General features: G+C 63.3%; 26 protein-coding genes. 12 read left to right on the plus strand and 14 right to left on the minus strand.

Annotated features, from left to right (window positions below):
• A partial coding sequence (glyS, locus tag NWI01_RS01925; RefSeq protein WP_141382182.1) for a glycine--tRNA ligase subunit beta occupies positions 1 to 1,437 on the plus strand: 1,437 nt, incomplete at its 5' end.
• A 136-nt stretch (positions 1,438 to 1,573) separates the two neighbouring features.
• Here the strand turns inward: glyS and NWI01_RS01930 are convergent.
• Complete coding sequence (locus tag NWI01_RS01930; RefSeq protein ID WP_141382185.1) at positions 1,574 to 1,951, minus strand: DUF1236 domain-containing protein; 378 nt, start codon at positions 1,949 to 1,951, stop codon at positions 1,574 to 1,576.
• Positions 1,952 to 2,228: 277 nt separating this feature from the next.
• Here NWI01_RS01930 and NWI01_RS01935 point away from each other — a divergent pair, with 277 nt between their 5' ends.
• Together NWI01_RS01935 and NWI01_RS01940 are read left to right on the plus strand one after the other, a co-directional pair.
• A complete protein-coding gene (locus NWI01_RS01935) occupies positions 2,229 to 2,384 on the plus strand; it encodes a DUF3096 domain-containing protein (RefSeq protein ID WP_141382187.1) in 156 nt (51 codons plus the stop codon).
• Between the two features lie 176 nt (positions 2,385 to 2,560).
• Positions 2,561 to 3,232, plus strand: coding sequence for a TetR/AcrR family transcriptional regulator (locus NWI01_RS01940; protein WP_141382189.1), 672 nt, complete (start codon positions 2,561 to 2,563; stop codon positions 3,230 to 3,232).
• An 18-nt stretch (positions 3,233 to 3,250) separates the two neighbouring features.
• Here NWI01_RS01940 and NWI01_RS01945 read toward each other — a convergent pair whose 3' ends face one another.
• Entirely contained in the window at positions 3,251 to 3,652 is a 402-nt protein-coding gene (locus NWI01_RS01945; protein WP_141382191.1) for a c-type cytochrome, read from the minus strand.
• 350 nt (positions 3,653 to 4,002) lie between these two features.
• Here NWI01_RS01945 and NWI01_RS01950 point away from each other — a divergent pair, with 350 nt between their 5' ends.
• From NWI01_RS01950 to NWI01_RS01970, 5 genes are all read left to right on the plus strand, one after another.
• A complete protein-coding gene (locus NWI01_RS01950) occupies positions 4,003 to 5,496 on the plus strand; it encodes an FAD-linked oxidase C-terminal domain-containing protein (protein ID WP_141382193.1) in 1,494 nt (497 codons plus the stop codon).
• 45 nt (positions 5,497 to 5,541) lie between these two features.
• Positions 5,542 to 6,789, plus strand: coding sequence for an FAD-binding protein (locus NWI01_RS01955; RefSeq protein WP_141382195.1), 1,248 nt, complete (start codon positions 5,542 to 5,544; stop codon positions 6,787 to 6,789).
• Positions 6,786 to 8,099: a glycolate oxidase subunit GlcF gene (glcF, locus tag NWI01_RS01960; RefSeq protein ID WP_141382197.1), complete on the plus strand. Its 1,314-nt coding sequence runs from the start codon at positions 6,786 to 6,788 to the stop codon at positions 8,097 to 8,099. Before NWI01_RS01955 ends, glcF begins: the two co-directional genes overlap by 4 nt.
• A gap of 35 nt (positions 8,100 to 8,134) precedes the next feature.
• A complete protein-coding gene (locus tag NWI01_RS01965) occupies positions 8,135 to 8,581 on the plus strand; it encodes a hypothetical protein (RefSeq protein ID WP_141382199.1) in 447 nt (148 codons plus the stop codon).
• Positions 8,582 to 8,921: 340 nt separating this feature from the next.
• Positions 8,922 to 9,329 (plus strand): META domain-containing protein, encoded by a 408-nt coding sequence (locus NWI01_RS01970; RefSeq protein WP_141382229.1) that lies wholly within the window; start codon positions 8,922 to 8,924, stop codon positions 9,327 to 9,329.
• 91 nt (positions 9,330 to 9,420) lie between these two features.
• On the opposite strand, the gene NWI01_RS01975 is transcribed toward NWI01_RS01970, so the two are convergent.
• From NWI01_RS01975 to NWI01_RS01995, 4 genes are all read right to left on the minus strand, one after another.
• Complete coding sequence (locus tag NWI01_RS01975; RefSeq protein ID WP_141382201.1) at positions 9,421 to 10,383, minus strand: hypothetical protein; 963 nt, start codon at positions 10,381 to 10,383, stop codon at positions 9,421 to 9,423.
• Between the two features lie 140 nt (positions 10,384 to 10,523).
• Positions 10,524 to 11,723 (minus strand): hypothetical protein, encoded by a 1,200-nt coding sequence (locus NWI01_RS01980; RefSeq protein WP_141382203.1) that lies wholly within the window; start codon positions 11,721 to 11,723, stop codon positions 10,524 to 10,526.
• Positions 11,724 to 11,951: 228 nt separating this feature from the next.
• Complete coding sequence (gene groL, locus NWI01_RS01990; RefSeq protein WP_141382205.1) at positions 11,952 to 13,592, minus strand: chaperonin GroEL; 1,641 nt, start codon at positions 13,590 to 13,592, stop codon at positions 11,952 to 11,954.
• Between the two features lie 149 nt (positions 13,593 to 13,741).
• On the minus strand, positions 13,742 to 14,038 hold the full coding sequence (locus NWI01_RS01995) for a co-chaperone GroES (RefSeq protein WP_141382207.1): 297 nt from the start codon (positions 14,036 to 14,038) through the stop codon (positions 13,742 to 13,744).
• A gap of 307 nt (positions 14,039 to 14,345) precedes the next feature.
• Between NWI01_RS01995 and NWI01_RS02000 the strand changes: the two genes are divergently transcribed.
• The gene (locus NWI01_RS02000) at positions 14,346 to 14,861 is read left to right on the plus strand and encodes a hypothetical protein (protein ID WP_141382209.1); all 516 of its coding nucleotides are present in this window, start codon (positions 14,346 to 14,348) and stop codon (positions 14,859 to 14,861) included.
• 40 nt (positions 14,862 to 14,901) lie between these two features.
• Here NWI01_RS02000 and NWI01_RS02005 read toward each other — a convergent pair whose 3' ends face one another.
• On the minus strand, positions 14,902 to 15,681 hold the full coding sequence (locus NWI01_RS02005) for a protein phosphatase CheZ (RefSeq protein ID WP_141382211.1): 780 nt from the start codon (positions 15,679 to 15,681) through the stop codon (positions 14,902 to 14,904).
• A gap of 301 nt (positions 15,682 to 15,982) precedes the next feature.
• Here NWI01_RS02005 and NWI01_RS02010 point away from each other — a divergent pair, with 301 nt between their 5' ends.
• Entirely contained in the window at positions 15,983 to 16,762 is a 780-nt protein-coding gene (locus NWI01_RS02010; RefSeq protein ID WP_141382213.1) for a L,D-transpeptidase, read from the plus strand.
• A gap of 109 nt (positions 16,763 to 16,871) precedes the next feature.
• Here NWI01_RS02010 and NWI01_RS02015 read toward each other — a convergent pair whose 3' ends face one another.
• From NWI01_RS02015 to NWI01_RS02040, 6 genes are all read right to left on the minus strand, one after another.
• On the minus strand, positions 16,872 to 17,684 hold the full coding sequence (locus NWI01_RS02015; RefSeq protein ID WP_141382215.1) for a DUF2076 domain-containing protein: 813 nt from the start codon (positions 17,682 to 17,684) through the stop codon (positions 16,872 to 16,874).
• A gap of 115 nt (positions 17,685 to 17,799) precedes the next feature.
• Positions 17,800 to 18,657, minus strand: coding sequence for a ChbG/HpnK family deacetylase (locus NWI01_RS02020; RefSeq protein WP_244613608.1), 858 nt, complete (start codon positions 18,655 to 18,657; stop codon positions 17,800 to 17,802).
• Between the two features lie 11 nt (positions 18,658 to 18,668).
• Positions 18,669 to 19,715, minus strand: coding sequence for a glycosyltransferase family 2 protein (locus NWI01_RS02025; protein ID WP_141382219.1), 1,047 nt, complete (start codon positions 19,713 to 19,715; stop codon positions 18,669 to 18,671).
• 82 nt (positions 19,716 to 19,797) lie between these two features.
• Positions 19,798 to 20,775 (minus strand): ATP phosphoribosyltransferase, encoded by a 978-nt coding sequence (gene hisG / locus NWI01_RS02030; RefSeq protein WP_141382221.1) that lies wholly within the window; start codon positions 20,773 to 20,775, stop codon positions 19,798 to 19,800.
• Complete coding sequence (locus NWI01_RS02035; protein ID WP_181410338.1) at positions 20,772 to 21,944, minus strand: ATP phosphoribosyltransferase regulatory subunit; 1,173 nt, start codon at positions 21,942 to 21,944, stop codon at positions 20,772 to 20,774. The genes hisG and NWI01_RS02035 overlap by 4 nt, the downstream gene beginning before the upstream one ends.
• A 237-nt stretch (positions 21,945 to 22,181) precedes the next feature.
• The gene (locus tag NWI01_RS02040) at positions 22,182 to 22,955 is read right to left on the minus strand and encodes a 16S rRNA (uracil(1498)-N(3))-methyltransferase (protein WP_141382225.1); all 774 of its coding nucleotides are present in this window, start codon (positions 22,953 to 22,955) and stop codon (positions 22,182 to 22,184) included.
• 294 nt (positions 22,956 to 23,249) lie between these two features.
• Here NWI01_RS02040 and NWI01_RS02045 point away from each other — a divergent pair, with 294 nt between their 5' ends.
• Both NWI01_RS02045 and ubiA read left to right on the plus strand, forming a co-directional pair.
• Positions 23,250 to 24,020 (plus strand): hypothetical protein, encoded by a 771-nt coding sequence (locus tag NWI01_RS02045; RefSeq protein ID WP_181410339.1) that lies wholly within the window; start codon positions 23,250 to 23,252, stop codon positions 24,018 to 24,020.
• A gap of 10 nt (positions 24,021 to 24,030) precedes the next feature.
• Positions 24,031 to 24,954 (plus strand): 4-hydroxybenzoate octaprenyltransferase, encoded by a 924-nt coding sequence (gene ubiA, locus NWI01_RS02050; RefSeq protein WP_141382227.1) that lies wholly within the window; start codon positions 24,031 to 24,033, stop codon positions 24,952 to 24,954.
• Between the two features lie 65 nt (positions 24,955 to 25,019).
• On the opposite strand, the gene NWI01_RS02055 is transcribed toward ubiA, so the two are convergent.
• Positions 25,020 to 25,498, minus strand: a 479-nt coding sequence (locus NWI01_RS02055) for a DUF6101 family protein (protein WP_244613609.1), incomplete at its 5' end; no start/stop codon positions are given.

Below are 25,498 nucleotides of genomic sequence, written 5' to 3' on the forward strand. Positions count from 1 at the left end.
CCCCAACCCCTCCCCGCCGCAGGCGGGGGGAGGGGAGATCAACTCGCCAACAAGTTCATTCTCGTCGCCAACCTCGAAGCATCGGACGGCGGCAAGGCGATCGTTGCCGGCAACGAGCGCGTCATTCGCGCCCGGCTGGCGGATGCGAAATTCTTCTACGAGACAGACCTCAAGACGAAGCTCGAAGACCGGCTGCCGAAATTCGAGCAGATCGTGTTTCATGAAAAGCTGGGAACGCAAGCCGAGCGTATTGCGCGCATCGAGCGGCTGGCCGCCGAGATCGCGCCGTCTGTCGGTGCGGACGTGGAGAAGGCGAAGCGCGCGGCCCGATTGTGCAAGACAGACTTGTTGACCGAGGTGGTCGGCGAATTTCCCGAGTTGCAGGGCCTGATGGGGAAATACTACGCGCAGGCCGCTGGCGAGGATGCGTCCGTCGCCGCCGCCTGCGAGGAGCACTACAAGCCGCAGGGCCCGAACGACCGCGTGCCAAGCGATCCGGTTTCGGTTGCGGTGGCGCTTGCCGACAAGATCGACACGCTGGTCGGTTTCTGGGCGATTGATGAAAAGCCGACGGGTAGTAAAGACCCTTATGCGTTGCGACGTGCGGCGATTGGTGTGATTGGGCTTGTTCTTGAGAATAAATTGAGGCTGAAGCTTTCAAAGCTTGTTGAAGGTGCCGCTGCCCCAATCCTTGGCGCGCAAGCTGATATAATTCTTTCGCGATCAGGTGTCCAAGTGAGAGAGGTCGCACATATACTTGATAAGCCAGAGCTTGTTGGCGATTTTGAAAATTCTTCGCCCGTAGTTGAAGGTTGGCAGGATCATGTTTTCCATGGGATTACCAGAATTCAGATTAGTCTGATTGGCTTTATGCACGAGCGTCTAAAAGTGCAACTGCGAGAGCAGGGTGCGCGGCACGATCTAGTTGATTCCGTCATTTCCGAAACGATCTTTACTGACGCCATGTTAGATGTCGTGGGAGGGGTAGCGTCAGGGTGCACAACTAATAATCAAGACGACCTCCTGATGATCGTCCGTCGCGTCGAGGCGCTCGGAAAGTTTCTAGACACCGACGATGGCAAGAACCTGCTCGCTGGCACCAAGCGCGCGTCGAACATTCTTTCCATCGAGGAAAAGAAGGACAAGCGCAGCTTCGACGGCGCGCCGGATGCCTCGCTCTACAAGCTCGAAGAAGAGAAGGCGCTTGCCGCCGCTATCGACGAGGTGAAGCGTGAGGCGGGCGCCGCCGTGGCGAATGAAGACTTCGCCGCCGCGATGTCCGCGATGGCGAAGCTGCGTCCCGCCGTCGATGCCTTCTTCGAGCAGGTGAAAGTCAACGACGAGGACCCGAAGATCCGGGAAAATCGCCTTAGGCTTCTCAATGAGATTCGCGCCGCCACGCGCACCGTCGCGGATTTCTCGAAGATACAGGACTGACGCGCGGCGTACGTCTGTCCCGATAAAAACGGGAATCGAACAGGAAGGGCTCGCATGGGGCGGTGGCTACGGTCGCCGGTGGCTGTCACGCAAACCGGTTTCCCGCCTCGCTTTGGCGAATCCTCCAATCACTTGATCAGTCGATCAGCTGCATGATGCGGCGCGAGCGCGGTTCGATCAGAACGGTTTCCCCATTCACGACGGTGTAGCGATAAGGCGTCGCGCCGAAACGCTGCGGCACGTCGTAAAGGCTGACGCCTTCATCGGCCAGCACCGCGCCGACCGCGATGCGTTGCGAAACGGTGAAAGAGGGAACGCGCTCGGTCGCGACGTAGTCGCGAAACGCCCGGCGCTGCTCCTGGGTGATCCCTCCGCCGGCTTCGACTTCCACAGGCTGGGTGACCACCATGCCGGTTGAAGGCGCGGCGCCGATCGTGTCGCTTTGCGCATGAGCGCTGAACCCTGCGGCGAGCGCGGTTGCCAGCGTGGCTAAAGCCAGAGCGGGAATCCGCATGACGAACCTCCTTATATTTCAGGTCTTCAGGGTCGGACGCGTTTTCGACGGCGTCGGCATTGTCATGCCAATTCATCCCGCCTGCCATCGTTCCCGCGCTATGGCGTTTTCGAACGAAGCGGAATCCGGTTCGCGCTAGCAAAACGCATCCGGGGCGGCTTGCAGCACGACGGGCCGCTAATAAAAGGCGGGGGTCGCGGAGCGTCCTGTTAAGAAGCCGGCGCGGCGGATAAGGTTTCTGTGATTCGCAAACCGCATCCCGTGGAGGTTTTTCCCGATGGTCATCACGGCAGCCCATATCCAGCCGATCATTGCATTGCTTGCAGGCGTCCTAATCCTGCTGATGCCGCGTTTTCTCAATCTGCTCGTCGCCATCTATCTGATTATCGTCGGCCTCTCCGGCCTTGGCGTGTTCAAGATGCTGCATTTCTAAAGCCGGACGTTGTGAGACGGCTGACCGGGGCCGATCGCGCTAAGCTGCTTGCCTTCCGTTTTGAATAGGTGTTCAGTTCTTCAGGCAGCATTTCGCGAACCTTCGCAGGGTTCGACAACGCTACGTTCTGACTCGCGTCGCTTCTGTTCGAGAGGCGCGAGGGACATGGAACCCGCATGGTGTATCGGCGGACCCAGCAGGTGATGAAGCGCCTCGCGGCGCGCCGCCGCACCATTCTCACGGCCGCGCGGGATATCGCTAGCAAGGGGGGGATGGCGGCGGTGCAGATCGCGCCGGTCGCGCTTCGCGCCGATGTGGCGGCCGGTACCGTCTATCGTTACTTTCCCTCAAAGGCCGATCTGGTTTCAGAACTGATCGCCGAGGTCGCGCGGGATGAGTTGACGGCCATACGGGCAGCCGCTGATGCCGCGCCGGGCCCGTCCTCTGCGCTTGCGGCCGCCATCGTCACCGTCGCCGTGCATATGGTATCTCACCGGAAACTGGCGTGGGGCATTCTGGCTGAACCGGTCGATGTGGATGTGGCCGCGACCCGGCTGGCGAGCCGCCGTGACATCGCCGGCGAGATTGAGGCGCGCATCAAGGCTGCCATAAGCGCCGGACATCTGCCGCAGCAGGATACGTCGCTCGCCGCGACCGCGCTCCTTGGCGCGCTGCATGAAGCCCTGGTGGGTCCGCTTGCGTCCGACTTCGAGGATCAGGCGGCGCTGCGCGATGTGGTGAAGGCCGCCACCCTGCTGGCGTTGCGTGCGGTCGGCGCGACGGATGCGCGCGCCCGCGGTCTTGTCGTTCAGGCGGCCCTGCCGGCAGGGAGGCCGGCAGGGGAGTAAAACGGCCTGAAGCCGGCGTTACTTCGCCTTGACCTTGCCGTCCTTGTCGAACTGCGAAACATAGGCCCAGAGGTTGTCGAGTTCGCTGTCCTTCTTGATGCCGGCGAACACCATCTTCGTGCCCGGGACCTTCGCCTTCGGATCCTTGATGTATTCCTTGAACTCGGCCTCGGTCCAGGTGATGCCGGAAGCCTTGTTGGCGGGCGAATAAGCATAGCCTTCCACGGCGCCGGAGTGGCGTCCGTCCAGACCGTTCAGTTCCGGGCCGACCTTGTTCTTGGCGCTTTCGCCGATTTCATGACATGCCTTGCACTTGTTGAAGGCTGCCTTACCGGCCTCTACGTCCCCCGCGGATGAAGTGCCCACGCTTGCGAGCGTGACGCCGAGGACGGTCAGTGCGGAGATGACGAACGTTTTCATGGAGACCTCTTAAAGTCTTTGTGAGTGGCTTCGGGCTGAAGCTGGGAGGAATTGCCGCCTTCCCGGAGAGGAAAGGGTGCTCATGGCTCTGTGACTCGCAGGTCATATAACCTCTTATACGAGCCGCAGAATCGGAAGATAACACCGATCTTAGAACGATTCGAGTGTGATTTCGTTCCAGGGAAGGCTCGGATTGCCACAGCCTTTCGACAGATGTCATTACGATGGTACCTTTGGTGTCGTCGATGGCGGTTTCCGGATGAGCCTACACAGAACGGATGAAATATGGTTGATCCGGAAGGTTTTGTGGTGATCGGCACGGTCCGGTCGCGATCGCGGAGCGCCTGCCCATGACCATCATGATGCCCGCCTCGGATCAAACCGTCCTCGATCGCCGCGACGCCATCGTCGCGGACTTGCGCGCGATCGTGCCGGGCGAGGGCGTGATCTCCAGCGCGGCGGAGATGCTGCCGTATGAATCGGATGCCCTGACCGCCTATCGGCAGCCGCCGATGGTGGTGGTGTTGCCGGAAACCACGGAGCAGGTATCGCGCGTTCTGAAATACTGCTTCGATAACGGCATCAAGGTGGTGCCGCGTGGCTCCGGCACCTCGCTGTCGGGCGGAGCCCTGCCGCTGGCCGACGCGGTGCTGCTGGGCTTAAGCAAGTTCAAGCGCATTCGTGAGATCGATTTCGACAACCGCGTTGTCGTCACCGAGCCCGGCGTCACCAACCTCGCCATCAGCCAGGCGGTGGCCCATGCAGGGTTCTACTACGCGCCGGATCCCTCGTCGCAGATCGCCTGCTCGATCGGCGGCAACATCGCGGAGAATTCCGGCGGCGTTCATTGCCTGAAATACGGCATGACGACGAACAACGTGCTCGGCTGCGAGCTTGTGCTGATGTCGGGCGAGGTGCTGCGCATCGGCGGCAAGGCGCCCGAGCAGGCGGGCTATGACCTGATGGGCATCATCACCGGGTCCGAAGGTTTGCTCGGCGTCGTCACCGAAGTCACCGTCCGCATTCTGCGGAAGCCGGAAACCGCGCGGGCGCTGATGGTCGGATTCTCACAGGTCGAAGCGGCGGGGGAATGCGTGGCGCGCGTCATCGGCGCCGGCATCATTCCCGGCGGCATGGAGATGATGGACAGGCCGGCGATCCACGCCGCCGAAGCCTTCGTCAACGCCGGCTATCCGCTGGATGTCGAGGCGCTGCTGATCATCGAGCTTGACGGTTCGAGCATCGAGGTCGACGAACTCATCAAGCGCGTCGAGGCCATCGCGCTCGGCTGCGGATCAACCACCTGCCGGATTTCCGGTTCGGAAGCGGAGCGTGACCTGTTCTGGGCCGGCCGCAAGGCGGCATTCCCGGCGGTCGGCCGCATCTCTCCCGACTATATCTGCATGGACGGCACCATTCCGCGCGGCGCGCTGCCGAGGGCGCTGGCGCGCATTCGCGAGTTGAGCGAAAAATACGGTCTCGGCGTCGCCAATGTCTTTCATGCGGGTGACGGCAATCTTCATCCGCTCATTCTGTATGACGCCAACAAGCCCGGCGAGATGGACAAGGCGGAGGCGTTCGGCGCGGACATTCTGCGGTGCTGCGTCGAACTGGGCGGCGTCCTGACCGGCGAGCATGGCGTCGGCATCGAGAAGCGGGATCTCATGCCGCATATGTTCAGCGAGGCCGATCTCAGCCAGCAGCAGCGGCTGAAATGCGCGTTCGACGCCCAAGGTCTTCTCAATCCGGGCAAGGTGTTTCCGACGCTGCACCGCTGCGCCGAACTCGGCCGCGTTCATGTGCATGGAGGCAGGCTGCCGTTTCCGGACCTGCCGAGATTTTGATCGGATGATGGTCCAACGCGCTTCACCCAATGATCGGCAGATGACGTGAATACCCTGAAAGCAGGCGACGCAAAGGATGTCGAAGATGCCGTGCGCGCCGCCGTCGCGGGCGACCAGCCGCTTGAGATCATCGGGCACGGATCGAAGCGGTCGATCGGTCATGCGATGACGACCAACGCGGTGCTCGACGTGTCGGCGCTGAACGCGGTGACCTGCTACGAGCCGCATGAACTGATCGTCACGGTGCAGGCCGGCGCGCCGCTGGACGAGGTCGTGTCGCTGCTCGATTCCAGAAATCAGGCGTTTGCGTTCGAGCCGATGGACACCGCCGCGTTGCTCGGCGTCCGGTCCGGGCGGGGCACCATCGGCGGCATGATCGGCGCTGGTCTGGCGGGGCCGCGCCGTATCAAGGCCGGTGGCGTGCGGGACCATCTGCTCGGCGCTCACGCGGTCTCCGGCTTCGGCGGTTTCAAGGCCGGAGGCAGGGTGGTGAAGAACGTCACCGGCTACGATCTCTGCAAGCTTCTGGCCGGGTCGTGGGGCACGCTCGCTGTCATGACCGAGGTGACGCTCAAGGTGATGCCGAAGGCGGAGACCGAGCGCACGCTGGTGCTGAACGGGCTTGATGATGTCACAGCCAACCGGGCGATGACGGCCGCGCTCGGATCGCCCTACGACGTTTCGGGAGCGGCGCACATGCCGCATGCGGCGCTCACGGCGGCGCGAGGCGCACTGGCCGTTCTCGCATCAACGGGGCAGGCTGCGACGTTGCTGCGGCTGGAAGGCATCGCCGCCTCGGTTGCTCATCGCGGAGCGGCGCTCGCGGCGCATCTTGCGCCTTTCGGGGCGGGCGAATTTGTTGAAGATGCCGTATCGGCGGCGCTGTGGCGCGATGTTCGCGACGTCGCGCCCTTCGCGGCCGACGGCCCGCTGGGCGTCTGGCCGGTGTGGAGGATCGTCTGTCCTCCGGCATCGGGGGGCGCCTTCGGACAGGCGCTGGCGCGTGAGACCGGCGGCGAGGTGATCTACGACTGGGCCGGCGGATTGCTCTGGGCGGCGTTGCCGCCGTCGGTCGATGTCGTCGATGCACATGCCGCATCGCTGCGCCGCCGGCTCGCTCCGCTCGGTGGCCACGCCATCCTGCTGCGGGCCGGTGAGGAATTGCGCCGGACTGTCGATGTATTTCATCCGCAGGCAAAGGGAGTCGCGGCGCTGGCCGAGCGGGTGCGGCAGAGCTTCGATCCCGGAAGTATTCTCAATCGCGGCAGGCTGACGCGGACGCCGATCTCATGAGAACCGAATTCACGCCCGCTCAACTGAGCGATCCTGATATCGCCGAAGCGGACAAGATCCTGCGCAAGTGCGTCCACTGCGGATTCTGCACGGCGACATGCCCGACCTATGTGCTGCTCGGCGACGAACTCGACAGCCCGCGCGGCCGGATTTACCTGATCAAGCAGATGCTCGAAAACAACGAGCCGCCAACGGCCGAGGTCGTCAAGCATATCGATCGCTGCCTGTCGTGCCTCGCCTGCATGACGACCTGTCCCTCCGGGGTCAATTACATGCATCTGGTGGATCAGGCGCGGGTCAGGATCGAGAAGGAGTATGCGCGCCCGGTTTCCGAACGGCTGCTTCGGGCCGTTCTGGCTTTCGTGTTGCCGCGGCCGAAAGTCTTTCGGGCCAGCCTGATCCTAGCGCGTTTCGCCCGGCCATTTGCAGCGCTGTTGCCCGGCTCGAAGGGGAGCGTGACGCCGACCTTGCCGCGCAGGATCAAGGCGATGCTGGCGCTTGCGCCGGCGTCGCTGCCCGCTCCCGGAGCGGCCGCGGGACGTGTGTTTCCGGCGACGGGCAAGAGACGTGGCCGCGTCGCCCTGCTGCAAGGCTGCGCCCAGCAGGTGCTGGCGCCGCGTATCAACGAGGCCGCGATCCGCCTGCTGACCCGTCACGGCGTCGAGGTGGTGCTGGTGGCGGACGAACAGTGTTGTGGCGCGCTGGCCCATCACATGGGCGACGACCGGGATGCTCTGGCGCGGGCGCGCTCCAATATCAGGGCCTGGACCCGCGAAGCGGAGCGGGGCGGTCTCGACGCCATCCTAGTCACGACCTCCGGCTGCGGCACCGTCATCAAGGACTACGGTTATCTGTTACGGGAGGACCGCGACTTTGCCGGGCCGGCCGCGAGGGTCTCAAGCCTGGCCAAGGATATCACCGAGTATGTCGCGGACCTCGATCTGTCGGCTTCGGGAAGTCGCAGCGAACTCGTCATCGCCTATCACTCCGCCTGTTCACTTCAGCATGGCCAGAAAATCACGCAGCTTCCGAAAGATTTGCTTTTCAAGAACGGATTCGTGGTGAAAGATATACCGGAGAGTCATTTGTGTTGCGGTTCGGCGGGGACCTACAACATTCTCCAGCCTGACATTGCGGATCGACTGCGCGACCGGAAGGTCGCCAACATCGCAAGCGTCAAGCCGGACATGATTGCCGCCGGAAACATCGGGTGCATGGTTCAGATTGCCGGCGGAACGTCGGTCCCTGTTGTTCACACGATTGAACTTCTCGATTGGGCGACGGGCGGCCCCCGGCCAGGGCCGAATTGATCTGACGAATGATCAGCGGCCACAGGAGGATCACGATGGCTAAGAAGTCCAGCAAGGCGAAGGGCGTTAAAGCCAAGAAGAGCAAGAAGAAGGCCGTAGCGGCGAACAAGAAGTCCACGAAGAAGTCCGGCAAGAAGTCGGCGAAAACGGCTTCGAAAAAGAAGGCGGTGAAGAAGAAGGCGACGAAGAAAGCGGCCAAGAAATCCGCGAAGAAGTCCGCCAGAAAGTCTCCGGGGAAATCCGCTAAAAAATCGGCCAAGAAGTCAGCCAAGAAGTCGGCGAAGCGATCCCCCGTAAAATCCGCGAAGAAGCCGGCGGCCAAGCGCAGGGCGTCGACGAAAAAGCCGGTTGCCAAGCGGGCAGCGCCAAAACCCAAGGCGACGGTTGTGCCGGAAACCAGCTGGGCGATGCCGGAGCCCGCGGCTTCATCCTATGGCGATGCTGATCAGGCCGTGTCGGGCGCGGGAGAGGATGGCAACTAAAGCTGTATAGGCAGGGTTGAACACGCCGTCTCGCGATTTGTGAGGTGGTGATCGATTGATCAGTTCGCACCGGTTCTGTGCGCGAAGCGAAACAATCCAGAGGTCGAAGAAGGAGCCGATGGCTTTCTCGGCGTCGGGACGGCACCGCGCACCCCGCTCGCGATGATGTTGATCGGGCCTCAGCGCGCTCTACCGCGTTTTCGAGCGGAGCATGTCCCCGGCCTGACCCGGGGATGGGATACGGTTTCGCATGAAGAGAACGCGTCAAACCAAAGCCGTGGAGCCCCGCTTCTGATTCGATCAGAAGCGGGAGGGCTCCATGATTGTTCAGCGAGGGCAGATGGCGTCAGGGTTCGGGTTCTTGTCGGGTGTGGTTACGCTCGCGCTGGGAGCGGCCTGCGCGGGGCCGGCTTTCGCGCAGGATGGATTTCCGTTTGGTCTCGAGATGACGCTGGATGCGCCGCCGCAGCCGGGATCAAAGCGGGTGCCATCGCTGGACATCGGCGACAGCGGCGGGGTCACGCTCGAATTGTGGTGCAAGGGCGGGAAGGGCCAGTTCTCGGTTGCCGGTGAGACTGTCATCTTCGCCGCCGGCCCGCTGGAGGATCGCTCGTGTCCCCCGGAGAAAGCCGAGGCCGATGACGAGCTGGTGGCGGCGCTCTCCGCGGCAGCTACCTGGGAGCGGCAGGGCGACGAGATCACGTTCGTCGGACCGACCCGGCTGCGCTTCCATCTCAATACGAATTAGAGCGCTTCCGGCGACGTGGATGTCCTGTTCGCCGCAAGGAAATGCGGCCCACAATAATTTCCGGAGCATGGCCCGCTTCAGCTTGATGGGATCATGCTCTGTCGCGATCCGCGATCCGTCGGTTAAACATCCAAAGCGCGATCGCGCTTGCCAGCATCACCAGCCCGCCCAGCAGCACCGAAAAGGGAGTAGCGCCGAGTTTCTCAAACCATTGAGTATAGAAATGGATGCCGCTGAAGACGGCGACGAGATTGACTAGCCAGCGTCGATTTGCCCGAACAGCCCAGAACCCGGCGCCGAGCAACGCCACCGCCCAGAGTACGCTGAATACCAGGCTCGGAATGACGGGTTTGGTCATGAGCGTCGAGGATATGTCCTCGGCAGCGAGCGACCGCATCAGCATTAGCGGATCGCCCCACAGTGAGCCGATCCAGAAACCGAAATTGATCAGCAACAGCGATGTACGCGCGGCCGTGATCGCGAGCCGCGCATATTCGGCTGGCAGACGTTGCGAAGCCTGATAGGCGATCAGCGCCACCATGGAAAACACGACCACGGTCAGCGTCGGTTCGTAAATGGCTAGCGAATAGCTGGCGTGGCTATAACCCGTGCGCGCGCCGAGGCAAGCCGAAGCCGCCAGCACCGCCAACGCCATCAGCAGGCTGGAGCGGGCGATGATTGCTGCGAGGCCGAAAACACCTGTGATGATCAGCATGGTGGCAAGCAGATCGGCGCGATAGGCGATAGCGCCACCGCCAAACATCAGCGCACCGATGACAAGGAAAATCTGTCCGAGGAGCATCCAGTGCTGGACGCGATTAAATGCAATTGCGAAACCCGCGGCGAAAAGCGCCAGTCCGAAGCCGATCGCAGTCAATGGCGCAGGCGCCAGCGCCACCGCGCCGGCCGCAATGGCGACGACGGCAAACCCGACGAGGATGTTAATGCCGAGCGAGGCTGTATCGTGCGCGGCGAGCTTCGTGAGCTTGTCGGCTTCCTCGCTCGTCAGCTTGCCTTCCTCGACAAGCCTGGAAATGTCCAGCGTGATTTTCACTCGTCCCTCATTCGGCGAAACCCCTCGCTATGGCGATCATCCACCGGCTTCGTCGCAAAGACAGTCCATTCCTTGTGCCGACATTTATCCTTTGCTTGTCCCCCTTCGCAATCGTTCGATGACATCGAAATCGACCAACGCTACTTCCAGGCCGATGCGTCGACGTCCCAGCGCTGGGCCTTGAACTGTTTCGCCAGCGCATCCACCGCGCCGCGGTCATTGGCCTCGATACTTTCACCGTCGCCGGCTGAAAGATCGTCGGCGAGGCCGAGCCTCGGTCCTTCGCTTTCGTCCGCCGTGGTGGTCGAGGGCGCGCCGACCCAGAGCATGATGTGATCGGATCCCTCGGGCTTGTCAGGACCTGGCAACGCCGTCACCTCGATGGTGTCGGTCAACCCGAGTGTTGGAGCCAGCGTGCTGGGACGTTTGAAGGTCAGCGTCAACTTGCCGGTGTCGTCGCTCCATTTTGCAGACACCGGCTTCGCGTCCAGGGATTTTTCCAGCACGCCGGAAATCGCGGCCGCGAGCTTGTCGCGATTGAGCTTGCCCTTGTCACGCCATTCCGCGGCCGGAAACCGGATGGTGCGCTCCATGTCGAACATGCCGGCGCTCCAGCCCGCGGCGATCACGCCGGGCGTCGCCTTCATCCGGGCGACCAGAGCGGGCGCGCGCTCCGGATCGATGTTGATGTCGATGACCTGCGCGCCGGCCCGCAGTGCCTCGCAGGTTACCTCGAGGCTGTTCAGCAGCACCCGGAGATTTTGTCCTCTCAACCCCTTGAGCAGATCGATCGCGGCATCGGTTTTCACTTTCACGGCGATGGCTTCGGGAGAGACCTCGGTGAAATCCCTCGGCGATGCGATGATGCCGTCATCGGTTGTCCGGACATCGTTGAACTCGGCCTCGCTGAGGTCGGAATTGTCCGTTGAGGTCACCTCGGTCACGCGCTCGCCGACGCTGATCCTGCCGTCGAATTCGAAAGTATCGCCGGTCGGCTTGCGTGTGAGCTTCACCGTGACCGGCAGCTTGTCGCCGATGCTTTGGGTGCTGCCGCTCAGGGTTGAACCATTCACCGCGAGGTTGGCGACGAAGCGATCCTTGCGGTCGGAGCCTTTTTCCGCGGGGTAACAGACGTCGAGAACGGCGCTCGTGACGGTCTTGCCGTGGCGGGTTTCCTTGAGGATGACATCCGCGTTGCCTTCCATCAGTCCATCGATGGAGGTGAAGTATCGGACCTCCGCGCCGCCGGGCGTCGTCCTGGGAAGCGGCCTGTCCTGCGCCCGCGGAGTTGCCGGCAAAACGATCATCAGACTGATCAGGCATAGCCCCAGCGCGCGCATGGAAAATCCCCGCTTGTCGAATCGGTCCTTACCCTAGAACCCGCTTCGTCAAAAAAGAAGGCCGCCCGGAGGCGGCCTTCTGACTTTAGTCTGGTTCAACTGCGTTGAATCAGACTCAAACCCTAAACTTCTTGATCGGGCATGATCTTATCCGAAAACCGTTTTCCACTTTGCGTTGGCGCGGCCCTTCGGGTCGGAATCATGCTCGAGGTTGTGCCATTGAAGGGCTCAGAAGCCCATGCCGCCCATTCCACCGCCGCCGCCACCCGGCATGGCCGGAGGCTCGTCCTTCGGAAGTTCGGCGACCATGGCCTCGGTGGTCACGAGCAGGCCCGCGATCGACGAGGCGTCCTGCAAGGCGGTGCGCACGACCTTGGCCGGATCGATGATGCCCTTGGCGACCATGTCGACATACTCTTCCTTTTGGGCGTCGAAGCCGAAGGTCTCGGTCTTGTTTTCGAGAATTTTGCCCACCACGATGGAGCCCTCGACGCCGGCGTTTTCCGCGATCTGGCGGATCGGGGCTTCCAGCGCCTTCAGCACGATGTTGATGCCGGCCTGCACGTCCGAGTTGTCATTGTTGATGCGGCCGACCGCTTTCCTGGCCCGCAGCAGCGCGGTGCCGCCGCCGGGCACGATGCCTTCCTCGACCGCGGCGCGCGTGGCGTTGAGGGCGTCTTCGACACGATCCTTCTTTTCCTTGACCTCGATCTCGGTCGCGCCTCCGACACGGATGACCGCGACGCCGCCTGCGAGCTTGGCCAGGCGTTCCTGCAACTTCTCGCGGTCATAGTCGGAGGTGGTCTCCTCGATCCGCGCCCTGATCTGTCCGACGCGTGCCTCGATATCCTTTTTCTTGCCGGCGCCGTTGACGATGGTGGTGTTCTCCTTGTCGATCAGCACCTTCTTGGCGCGGCCAAGCATGTTCAAGGTGACGTTCTCGAGCTTCATGCCGAGTTCGTCGGAGATGAGCTGGCCGCTGGTCAGGATGGCGATGTCCTCCAGCATGGCCTTGCGGCGATCGCCGAAGCCGGGCGCCTTCACCGCGGCCACTTTCAGGCCGCCCCGAAGCCGATTGACCACCAGCGCGGCCAGCGCTTCCCCTTCGACGTCTTCCGCGACGATCAGCAGCGGCTTGCCGGATTTCACGACCGCCTCGAGCACCGGCAGCAAGGCCTGAAGGCCGGTCAGCTTCTTCTCGTGCAGCAGGATGTAGGCGTCGTCGAGCTCGGCCGCCATTTTCTCCGCGTTGGTGACGAAGTAGGGGCTGAGATAGCCGCGATCGAACTTCATGCCCTCCACGATGTCGACGTCGGTTTCGAGCGACTTGTTCTCCTCGACGGTGATGACGCCGTCATTGCCGACCTTCTGCATCGCCTGCGCAATCATCTTGCCGATCGAGGCGTCGCCGTTGGACGAGATGGTGCCGACCTGGGCGACTTCGGCCGAGGAGGCGACCGCCTTCGCGCGCTTGCCGATGTCCTTCACAACCGCTGCGACGGCGATGTCGATGCCGCGCTTGAGGTCCATGGGGTTCATGCCGGCGGAAACCGCCTTCGCGCCCTCGCGAACGATGGCCTGCGCCAGCACCGTGGCCGTGGTGGTGCCGTCGCCGGCGAGATCGTTGGTCTTGGAGGCGACCTCGCGCACCATCTGAGCGCCCATGTTCTCGAACCTGTCTTCGAGTTCGATCTCCTTGGCGACGGTGACGCCGTCCTTGGTGATGCGGGGCGCGCCGAAGCTCCTCTCGATCACGACGTTGCGGCCTTTCGGGCCGAGCGTCACCTTCACCGCATCGGCGAGAATATCGACGCCGCGCAGCATGCGTTGACGCGCGTCGCCGGAAAACTTGACGTCTTTGGCGGCCATTTACAGTACTCCTGATGATACGATCGTTTGGCTTTCGTCATGCCCGCGCTCGTCGCGGACATCCACGTCTTTGTCGCGCCGGAACGGGTAAGACGTGGATGGCCGGGACAAGCCCGGCCATGACGGCGAAAGGGGTTCGGGGTGGCCGCTTAGCCCACCACGCCCATGATGTCTGACTCCTTCATGATCAGGAGTTCCTGGCCGTCGAGCTTGATCTCGGTGCCCGACCATTTGCCGAACAGCACCTTGTCGCCGACCTTGATATCGACAGGCGTGAGTTTGCCCGCTTCGTCGCGTCCGCCGGGACCGACCGCCACGACCTCGCCCTGCGAGGGCTTCTCCTTTGCCGAGTCGGGAATGATGATGCCGCCTTTGGTCTTTTCCTCGGCGTCGATCCGTTTGACCACGACGCGGTCATGCAGCGGACGAAATTTGGTCTTAGCCATAACGCTCCTCCAGGGGGTTCGCAGGACTCTGAATTGCCATCGACGGGATGCATGCGCTCTGATCCGCGACGGCCGAGCGATTCGTATCTTTTGGCAATCGTATTGCGAGAGTGCCACTCATTGGCGGGAATATGGCTTGGCAGCCATGCTGTCAAGCAAGCCCCTTAAGCTGTTAGTGAGGGGTGTAGGATAGATGCAACCATGTCGTGGCTTCTTCGCGTCGGCGAAAGCGGGTGCTGCGATCTCACTTTCTATAGGCTCGGCTGCTTGGGCGCAGCGGCCGGGAGTTCGATCGGGGAACTTGACAATGGTCAGATCAGACGGCGGACGCGCGGCTTTGAACCTTGGGGCGGCCGCGGCCCTGGCGGTTTTTCTCGGCGGATGCGGGTCGTTCGGCTCGGTCGGACTGTCGCCGCAACCGGCGCCGCCGCCCCAGCCGCCCGTTGAGCCTGAGCTTCCGGCCTCGATCCGCGCCGAGGAACTGGTCGGGCGGTGGGGCCTTGCATCCTATCAGAACCCGAACGACCGGGCGCGGACCGAGGCGGCGGCAAAGTCGCAGTGCCGGAACCCCTACGTGATCAGCGCGGGCGGCAATGGCGGCGTCATCATGCATCTTGCCGATGAGGCAACGCCGCAGGAGTTGCGGCTCAAGGGCAGCCAGAGCGGCAAGAACTACATCGGCCCGGAAGGCCCGCCCGGCGGCCCGAAAGACCGCGAGATCGTCTCCTTCGATGGCCGCGTGCTGGTCACGCGCTTCATCGATCCGGATGCTGCGACCCGCTACGGCAACATGGTTTATATCCGCTGCGCGCCGAAGCGCTGAGCATCGGATTGGTGTGTGTTCGAACCTGGCTCGGCAGGATCTAACCGAACAGCGCGTCGATATCGTCCTGGGAGGCGTGCCCCTCGTCGCCTTCGAGCTTCGGGCCGTTCAGCAGTTTCGCATCGCCGACGCGATCGTCGATGATCGGCGGAGCATGGGCGCGGATGGCGTCGACGCCGCCCCAGATCTCCATCATGACATTGATGTGATGTTCGATGAACGTCATCGTGCTCATCACCTTGGCGATGCGCTGGCCGGTGAGATCCTGAAAATTGCACGCCTCGAAAATCGAGATCACGCGCTCCTGGATGTCCTCGCTCAGCAACCGGGCCTGCTCGGGGGACGCCGCGCTGGATAGCGCGCCGGCCGCCTGATCGATCGCCTCGGCCGCCTCCAGGATGTGTTGGGTTGCCTGCTCGGTCCCTCCCACCACGGCGTCAAGCTCGTCGGTGACCTTCGCCATCTCGTTGCCGTCGAAGCTCTTTCCATGCAGAACCGCAATCTCCTGTTTGGTGCGGTTGATGGCTTCATAGATCAAATCGAGCTCGGTCTTGAGCTTTTCACACTGTTCGATCTGTGTGCGGTAGGTTTGCAGCAGCGCCTGCGCATCGGCGACTTCGCGGTCGGCGTCTATCTCGCCGCCCGCGTCGCTCTGCTTCGGGTCGCTGCGGTGTGGCGCTCCCATCTGCTGGCGGATCGCCCGCAACTCCGCCATGATCTCGCGATGCACCGGCATTGGCGCCTCGTCGAGGGTTGCGATAACCGGCGTACCGCCGTTCAGGATTTCCTCGACGCGGAAGCGCTTGCGTTGAACAGCCATCAGACTCTCCGGCTTCTGGATTCGTCCGGTTCTACACCGGCGTGTTTTAACGCCCGGTTCATGTGGAAATCGCTTGCCGTGAATCCGCGGCGCTTCCTCGCGGGAAGCGATGCTCGTTCGTTCATGGAAAATAAACGCTACGGGAAAGAACCCCGTCACATCGACGGTGTGGTGAATCCAACCGTCCTTCCGTTTACCAAACCGACGCGGGTTTGATTCTTAATTCACTGTGCGGGAAGGGTGCCACGATTGACGCGACCTCCCTGCGACCATCCACGGCGAAACAGTGCAGAGTACGTCGATGTTCAGACACATATCCTTCGCGCTGCTGGCGGGCGTGTCGCTTGCCGGCCTTGAGATCCAGCAGGCTTCCGCAAGAGACCCGCAAGCCAGATTCTTCACCGAGCCGACCGTCTTTTACGCCGATCAATCCGCGCCGCAGCCATCCGGGCAACATCTTGCATATGCGGGACGGCGCGACATGGGCGGCGGCTTCATCGAGTTGCTGTTTGGAGATAACCAGCAGCAGGGATCGCATTATCAGCAGGAGCCTTATGATTCGCGTCCGCTTTATGCGCCGCAACCGCAGCAGACCATGCCGGAGCAGGACGCGAGCGAGGCCGCGCATCCCGCATTCGATCCGAAATTCGAACGGCAGCTCGTCGAGTATCACGGCAAGGAAAGCGCTGGCACCATCGTCATCGATACCTCGAACAAGTTTCTTTACCTCGTGCAGGGCGATGGCAAGGCGCTTCGCTATGGCGTCGGCGTCGGCAAGCCCGGCTTTCTGTGGGCCGGCACCAAGACGATCTCGGCAAAGAAGGAATGGCCCGCCTGGACCCCGCCCGCGGAGATGCTGAAGCGCCGCCCCGATCTGCCGCGCCACATGGTGGGCGGGCCCCAGAACCCGCTTGGCGCTCGTGCGATGTATCTCGGCTCCTCACTCTACCGCATCCACGGTTCGAACGAGCCGTGGACGATCGGCACCAACGTCTCATCCGGTTGCATCCGGATGCGCAACCGGGATGTCATCGATCTCTATGACCGGGTTCGCGTTGGCGCGACGGTCGTCGTGATCTGACGCGTTCTCTTCACGCGAACCGGCAACCCATCCCCGGGGCAAGCCCGGGGACATGCTTCGCTTGAAAACGCTATAGGGACGGCCGTTGTGCGGGGGAGAACCGCAGGGGTCAGGCGTCGTCTCCGTCATCAAAGTCGGCGAAATCGTCGAAGTCGTCGGAATCGATATCGTCCTGATCGTGGTACTCGTCGCCGTGAGCCTGGTCGAACGGGCCGTCTTGCGACGGATCGTCCTGCTTTTGCGATCCCACGTCTTTCACGCCGGCATCGCGTGCCAGGTTGCTGCCGGATTGGTCGCCGGAGCCGCTCCATGGATTGGACGAAGAACCGGTGAGGCCGGAACCCGCGGCATGTGCTTCGCCGCCGCCCATGATGGAGCGGATGCTGTTCAGAAGCAGGCTGCCGCCTACGACTCCCGCGGCGGCGGCCGCAGCCGTTCCGAGGAACGAGCCGCCGCCGGCTTGCGGTTGAGGGGTGCCATAAGGCTGACGGCCGGATCCTTGATCGAAACGTCCCTGATCGAAACGTCCTTGATCGACGCGACCGGCTTGACCGGTCTGCTGCAGCGCCTCACCGGTATTCCAGGCCGCTCGTTCCGATGGTATCGGGGGAGGCTGGACATTCGGGACCGAACCGCGCGGGGCCGGTTTGCCGAAAATGGTGTCGCGCATCTGGTCGAGGAATCCGCCCGAGGCGGCTTGATCGGCGGCTCCGCCGCTCTCCAGTTCCTGAATGCGGTCGTTGGCGCGTCGCAATGCCTCGTCCTGTACCAGAACCGTTTGCACCAGCGTGTACAGTGCGTTGGGCGCGCGCCGCAGACCCTCGGCGATCGCGGCGGCGGCAGCAGGATCTCGTGGCGTATTCTCGACGCCGGCGAGGCGGGTGAAGAGATCGTCAACCAACTGTCGTTCTTCCGGCGTCATGGCGCTCTCCCAAAAGGTGGCTGTTGGGATGTAGTCGTCTTCCGTGTCGCCAGTAGTGCCGGCCGGATTAAAATTTCTTCAGGCGTGGCGGAGGCGGGGCGGGCTTGTCGATCGATCAGCCCAGTGTCACGCGGTTGGCCGCCAGCATGTTCTTGAATACATCCCCGGCGAGGAATGCGTATTCCCGCTCGCGCTGGCCGGTGAGCGGATCGAAGGCGATCAGCGTCTCATCGACAAAGCCGGGGTGGCACATGATCAGGCCGCCATCCGGCGAGCTGTCCAGAAACTGCTGCATCTGCGCGGCGAAATCGGGCTTCTTGAAATCATAGGCGCCGGCGAATGCCGGATTGAAATCTACTCCGGTGCGAGCAGCCTCGCGGCGAAAGCCGGCGCTGAGAATATCCAGCAGCAGCGCTTTGGGCGATCCCAGTCGCTGCACCAGCGGTTGGCTGCGGCCGCACTGGCGCACCCATGCGCCGGGCGCGGCGTTTCTGGCCGCTGAGAGGAAGGCGTCGCGCACCTGCGGGAAAATCTGCACATGCTGATGGCCGTCGACGTAATCGGGCGCACGGCCGAACCGTTCGGCAAACGCGGCAATCTGCGCCGTCACCTCGTCGAAAATCATCTCGGGCTCGAGCCGGCGCAACAGGCTCGCGCGCAGCATCTTGGAGAGCGGCGGGAACAGTCCACCATCCAGCGGACGGTAATGCAAAGTGAGCGGATGAAACGGCGCGGTCAGGGTCAGGTGCAGGCCGATCGCGCAATGCGGATGGCGCGAGGCCGCTGTCTTCAGCGCCTCCACCTCATCGCGTCCGGCGGCCGGGCCGACCACCATCACCGACGTCGCGTTGATACGCTCCCGCCCGATCAGATCGCGGATCGCGCGGTTGACGCCCGGACTGATGCCGTAATCGTCAGCGCACAACCGGATCCGGCGATGCACTGATTTCGGATCGAATCGATCCAAGATCATGTCATCGCCGTTCATTCGGCGGCAGTCCTGGGCGGGTCGCCGGCGGACGGTTCGCTCCCGGCCTGCTTCACGCTGTGCTCGGCCACGAAATAGATCGGCCGCGCCTTCAGTTCCGAAAGGATCTTTCCGATATACTCGCCCATGATGCCGATCATCAGGAGTTGAACGCCGCCGAGGGTCATGATGCCGACCACCAGCGAGGGATAGCCCGGAACCGACTCGCCATCGACCAGGGTTTCCCACAGGATCGACAAGCCGAACAGGAAGGCCGCGAGCGCCAGCAGCAGGCCGAGCAGGCTGGCCAGCCGCAGCGGCGCCACAGAAAATGATGTTAGCCCCTCGATCGACAGGCCAAGCAGCCGTGCGGCGTTGAAGGTGGTCATGCCGTGGGCGCGAACGTCGGGCTCGTAGTCGACGCGAAACTGGCGGAAACCGATCCAGCTTGCGAGGCCCTTGAAGAAGCGGTTTCGCTCCGGCATCCGGCGCAGCGCTGCGGCGGCGCGGGGCGATAACAGGCGAAAATCGCCGGCGTCTTCGGGAATCCGCTGGCGCGCGCCCCAGTTGATGATCGCGTAGAAGCTGTGCACGCCGATCCGCCGCAGCAGCGACTCGTTGGTCCGGTGCGACTTCGCCGTGTAGATGACGTCGTAGCCGTCGTTGATCCAGTGATCCACCAGCCGCTCCACGAGGCTGGGCGAATGCTGGCCGTCACCGTCCATGAACAGCAGCGCGCCGCGCCGCGCGTGATCCAGGCCCGCCATCAAAGCGGCTTCCTTGCCGAAGTTGCGCGACAGCGACACCACCTGCACGTCCAGGACGGCGGCGGAAAGCGCGCGGGCCATTTTCAACGTGTCGTCGGTCGAGCCATCGTCGACATAGACGACCTCGCAGGCGAGGCCGTGACGCTGCCTCAGCATTGCCGCGAGCGTACCGAGGCGTTCGTGCAACTGCTCAAGCCCGGCGGCCTCGTTGTAAACGGGAACGATGATCGACAGGCCCGGCGCGGCCGTGGCGGCCTCGTCCGCGGGCAGAGCTGGAAGGCTGGAGGCTGGCGTCATCGGTCGGTCCCGACAGGGTCAAACTCATTCCCGCTTGTATGGTGAGCGCCACCGCGCGGTTCAACGGCCGGGACGCAGGATTCTACGTCCGCAGGAACACTTCCAGCTTTTCGAAGAGAGGGTTGTCGCGGTCGAATACATAGTCGAGCGAGGCGATCGACACCGTGTCCGCGCCGTGCTGCCTTAGAAAACTGGCCAGCGCATAGAGCCGGTCCGGCGGGCAGTGCAGCGTGACCATGCCGGAGGAGGTCGGGCCGCCGAACGGCGAGACCACCCCGAAGCGATCATGCGCTTCCTTGAGCAGCGCGGCATCGCAGCCGGGGAAGCGGGTCCGGACCTCGCGATATTTGCTGGCCCGGGCGCGCGCGGCGATATGATCGAGAATGACCCGCGCCGTTTCGCGCGCGCCGTTGGACCAGTCCGCCTCGCGGGAGGCGACGAGGTTGGCCTGGCTGCGCAGGATCACGCCGTCATCCAGCACCCTGAGGCCATTGGCGGTAAGCGTTGCTCCGGTGGTCGTGATGTCCACGATCATTTCGGCGGTGCCGACCGCGGGCGCGCCCTCGGTTGCACCCGCGCTCTCGACGATGCGGTAATCGACCACGCCATGCGAAGCGAAGAAGGCGCGGGTCAGGTTGATATATTTGGTCGCGACCCGCATCCGCCGGTTGTGCTGGGCGCGAAACCCGGTCGTCACGTCGTCGAGGTCCGCCATGGTGCGCACGTCGATCCAGGACTGCGGCACGGCGACGACCACGTTGGCGTGGCCGAATCCGAGATTGGTGATCAGCGCCACGCGCTTGTCGGCGTCGACGATGCTTTCGCGGATCAGGTCTTCGCCGGTGACGCCGAGATGCACCATGCCGCGCGCGAGTTGCGACGCGATTTCGCTCGCTGAGAGATAGGCGATCTCAACGTTATCAAGCTCGGCGATGGTGCCGCGATAGTCTCGAACGCCGCGCGGTTTCGCGAGCGTCAGCCCGGCGCGGGCGAAAAACGCTTCGGCATTCTCCTGCAGGCGGCCCTTCGAAGGCACGGCCAGAACGAGTGAGGTGGTCATGCCGCGCTCCCGCTTGAGGAAGGCGCGTCTGTCAACGCCTCGATCCAGACCGAGAAGCCGACCGCCGGGATCGGCGCGGCGGCGCCCAATCGCGTCATCAGGTCATCATAGCGCCCGCCCGCGACCAGTGGTTCGCCGCCGTTGTCCCTAAGGTGCAACTCGAACTCGAAGCCTGTGTAGTAGTCGACGCCGCGGCCGAAGGAGGTCGCGAAGCTGATCCTGTCGGTTTCCACGCCCCGCGCGGCCATGAAGCCGGTGCGGTTTTCGACCTGATCGATCGCCTGGTGGATATCGAGCCCCGCGTCGGAGGCGAGCGCGCGCAACTGGCTGAGCGCATGATCGGGGTCGCCCGATATCGAAAGAAAGCGTTTGATGATCGTCAGCGCCTCGTGCGGCAGCGCGCCGCTTTTCAGGGTGGATTGTTCGAGAAAGCGGTCGGCGATCTCATCCAGAGAGCGGCCGCCGACAATGGTCGCGCCCGCGATCGACATCATGTCGGTCACCAGCGCCAGGGCTGCCTTGCGGTCGGAGCCCGCGAGCGCCGCCAGGACGCCTTCGTATTCATTATGCCCCGGGGCGGACGTCAGCGTCAGCCGCTCGATGTCCTGCGCGAGGCTGACCTTGCGGTTGAAATCCTTCATCAGCCTGCGCCGCCATACCGGATAAAGGTCGAGCGAGTCGATCAATGCGGTGAACAGCGCCACGTCGCCGGTCCGGATGTCGACGTCGGCGATGCCGAAAGCTGCAACCGCTTCCAGACCGAGCGCGAGCATTTCAGCGTCCGCGGCGGCGCGATCCTCGCGGCCGAACGATTCGATGCCGGCCTGCGGGAATTCGCTGGAGCGGCCGCCGCGATAGCGAAACACCGGTCCGAGATAGCAGAAGCCGGCCGGCTTGCCGGCCCCACCGGAGGCGAGATAGTCGCGCGCCACCGGGATGGTGAGGTCGGGACGCAGGCATAGTTCCTCGCCTCCCGGGTCCGATGTCAGGTAAAGGCTCTTGCGGATATCTTCACCCGACAGGTCCAGAAACGGCTCGGCCGGTTGGAGGATCGCGGGTTCGGCCTTGATATAGCCCGCCTGGATGAATGACGACAGCAGTCGGTCCGCCCGGGAGGGCGAAACGGTTGCAGGATTTTCCGCGCGACGGCTCATAATATCGAAGCCCATGGATTCAAAGGTGTTTTCCGGGTAGCCCTTAACCTGGAGCGGGACGCGTCGACGGAAACACACCGTTCCGTCATGCCCGGCTTTATGCCAGGCATCCACGTCTTTGGAATTTCAGCGAAGAAACAAAGACGTGGATGGCAGGGACAAGCCCGGCCATGACGGGCCACTGATCCCGTCTCAAGCAAAGCTGCTCTAGCACGGCCGTTTGACGGTTTCGACCACCATCGGGCAAGTGGCTTAACGGGTGGCGGGTTTTTCAGGCTCGGTCCAATCCCCGAGCACGGTCTGGACAAGGGCGAGGACGGCAACGGCGGCGGTATCCGCCCGCAGGATGCGCGGTCCGAGCGATAGCCGAAGGATATTGGGCTGGTTGAGCAGATTTTCCCGCTCGTCGTCGGCGAATCCGCCTTCGGGACCGACCAGGACGTCGATGCCTTGCGCGACGCTGCGCACAGGCTCCAGCGCCCGCGCCGGATTTGCCGTCAAGGCGGCCTCGTCGCAGAATACCAGCAGACGTTCGCCCGCGCGCCGGCCGAGCCAGCGATCCAGCGGCACCGGCTCCTCGACCGCTGCAAGGCTGAGGATGCCGCATTGCTCGGCGGCCTCGATGACATTGGCGCGCATCCGCTCGCCGTTGACGCGTCCGACCTGGGTGAAACGGGTCAGGACCGGCTGAAGCGCGCTGGCTCCCATTTCCACCGCCTTCTGGACCATGTAGTCGAGCCGGGCATGTTTCAGCGGCGCGAACGCGTAGCGCACGTCCGGCAGGTGGTCCTGTTTCCGCGTCGCGGCGACGATTTCAAGATGTTCCGGACGCTTGCGGCCCGAAATCGCCGCGCGCCATTCGCCGTCGCGGCCGTTGAAGACCAGGACATTCGTCCCCGTCCCCAGGCGCAGGACGTTGCCGAGATAGTTGCCCTGGTTGCGGTTGAGCGGCACCCTGCTGCCCGCGGCAAGCGGTGCATCGACGTAGAGCCGGGGACTGCGAAAGTCGATATCAAGATCAGGCATGATTGAATCCCGCGCGCGCACTTTAGTAGAGCAGGATGAGGAAGGTTGCGTAGCGATTTCGGCTCATATCAAACCCGCGCATACAATTTGCCTTGAACAGCGCGGCTTGAGGGGATCATTCCGATGGAAATGCGTGATATTGGGGCCTCGCTGGTTCCGGCGCGGCCAAGCGTCGCGCTCTTGCCCAATTCGTCGGGTTGTTAGGAATCAACTGCGATCGTACAAATCGGACATCATGGAAGGCCGTTTGTCGCTAAAGGTCGCCTGGGCGCTTGGCCCTGCCGGAGGAATGCTGTGATCGTCCCGCGCATGATCGTTCCGCTGACGCTTGCGGTGTTCGTTATCGGCACCACGGGCGTGCTTGGCCAGACACCATTTCCGGCGCCATTGCCTAACGGCGGAACCGGGACGGCCAGCGATTCGCCGTTTCCGCCGGTCAACGGAGCGCCTGCGCAGAGGGCCGCCGCGCCTCAGGATTCGCCATTTCCGCCCGTCAACGGGGCGCCTGCGCAAAGGGCCGCCACGCCTCAGGCTTCACCGTTTCCCCCCGTCAACGGCGCTTCCGCCACGATGAGCGCGCCCTCGGCGTTTCCATCCGGCGGTGCAACGCCGCTCGGTGGTTTCGGGGCGCCGCAGCAGCAGGCCGGCCCGCCTGGCGGCGCGGACTGCATGAAGGATTTCCTGCCGCTGCGTGACGCGGCTGAGAAACGCGGCAAGCTGATCCAGGCCGCCAGCGCCCGTCAGGCGCCGCCCGACGAAGCCTGCAAGCTGATCGGGCAGTATGCGCAGGCCGAAGCCAGGATGATCAAATTCATCGATGCGAATTCCAACAGGTGTGGAATTCCCGACAATGTCGGCAAGCAGATGCACGCCAACCACAAGTCGACCGAGTCCATGCAGCAGAAGGTTTGCGACGTGGCGAAGCAGGCTAAGATGCGCGGCCCGGCCGGCCCGAGCCTCAGCGAGGCTCTGGGGTCGGCGTCCGGCGGATTACCCGAGGTCACCACGCCGAAGAAGGGTGGCAGCACCTTCGATACCCTGAGCGGCAACGTTCTCACACGATGACGAGCCATCAATGAGCGATGCGGCTGCCCGCGTCGCGGACTCGGTCGGCAATTGGGTCGATAGCCGCGCGCCGCTATGGTCGCGCCCCTATCTGAGGCTGTCGCGGCTGGACCGTCCGATCGGGTCGTGGCTGCTGTTGATGCCCTGCTTATGGTCGACGGCGCTGGCGTCGCACCTCGCCCGTGACGTGAGCCAGCTTCCTTTCACGATCGTGCTGTTTCTCATCGGCGCGTTTGCGATGCGCGGCGCCGGCTGCACCTGGAACGATATCACCGACCGCGATCTCGACGCGCGGGTGGAGCGGACCCGGTCGCGGCCCATCCCGGCGGGACAGGTTACGGTGACGCAGGCGCTGGTGTTTCTCGTGGCGCAGGCGCTGGCGGGGCTGATCGTGCTGCTTCAGTTCAACCGTTTTGCCGTCGCGACGGGAGTTGCCTCGCTCCTCATCGTGGCGGCCTATCCTTTCATGAAGCGGATCACCTACTGGCCCCAGGTCGTGCTCGGCCTCGCCTTTTCATGGGGCGCTCTGATGGGATTTGCGGTGGTGCTGGGCCGCATCGATGCGGCTGCGCTGGCGCTGTATGCGGGGACGGTGGCATGGGTGATCGGTTATGACACGATCTATGCGCATCAGGATGCAGATGACGACGCGCTCATCGGCATCAAGTCCACCGCGCTGTTGTTTGGTGAGCGCACGCGTTTGGCGCTCGCGATCTTCTACGGGCTGGCTGTCGTCCTGATCGGCGTTGCCTTGCATCTGGCCGAAGCGCTGTGGCCGGCGTGGATCGGCCTTGCGGCCTTCGCCGCGCATCTCGTATGGCAGATCGCGCGCATCGAGATCAGTGATGCCCGCCTCTGCCTGCGGTTGTTCAAATCCAACCGCGACGCCGGGCTGCTGTTGTTCGCGGGATTGCTCATCGGCGCGTTGGTGTAGCGGGCGGCTTTTTCTTCAATCGCAATGAACGAATAGCCGAGAATTTTTTCTCAGCGTTTGACGCCTCAGTCTCGCGCGATGATCTCGCCTTCGCCCCGATGGATTGCCGCGGGGTTGAGCGAATGACCGCAGCGCCGTCGCACCAGGAAGGCAGGGCGTCGGTCTCTGATCGCATTTCTGCGCCGGCGGCGCGGCGCAGGTTCGCGCGTGTCGTCGGCGAGTTGCGGAAGCGCGAGGACCTCGCTCCAGGTTTGCCACGCTGCGGCGCATTCGCCGGCGTCCTCAGTCACGAGAAGGGGAATGGCAAGCGACGGATCGCGGTGAAGCAGCACGAGCGCCCGGCCGTGGGACGTGTCGCGCAAGGTGACGCCAATGAATTCGCTGACGCGTACACTGATCGTCATTTTCATGCCGCGCACCGCGCGATGCAGTGTCACGCGCTCGCGATGAAGTTCGATCTGCCGGATGCCGCCGTCGGCGCGGCTGTCATTCGCGGCAAAACTGACTGGCAGTGAAAGGGGGTCGAGCCGCAGATTACGGCTCC

The organism is Nitrobacter winogradskyi (assembly GCF_006539545.1).
GTDB classification, from domain to species: Bacteria; Pseudomonadota; Alphaproteobacteria; order Rhizobiales; family Xanthobacteraceae; genus Nitrobacter; species Nitrobacter winogradskyi_A.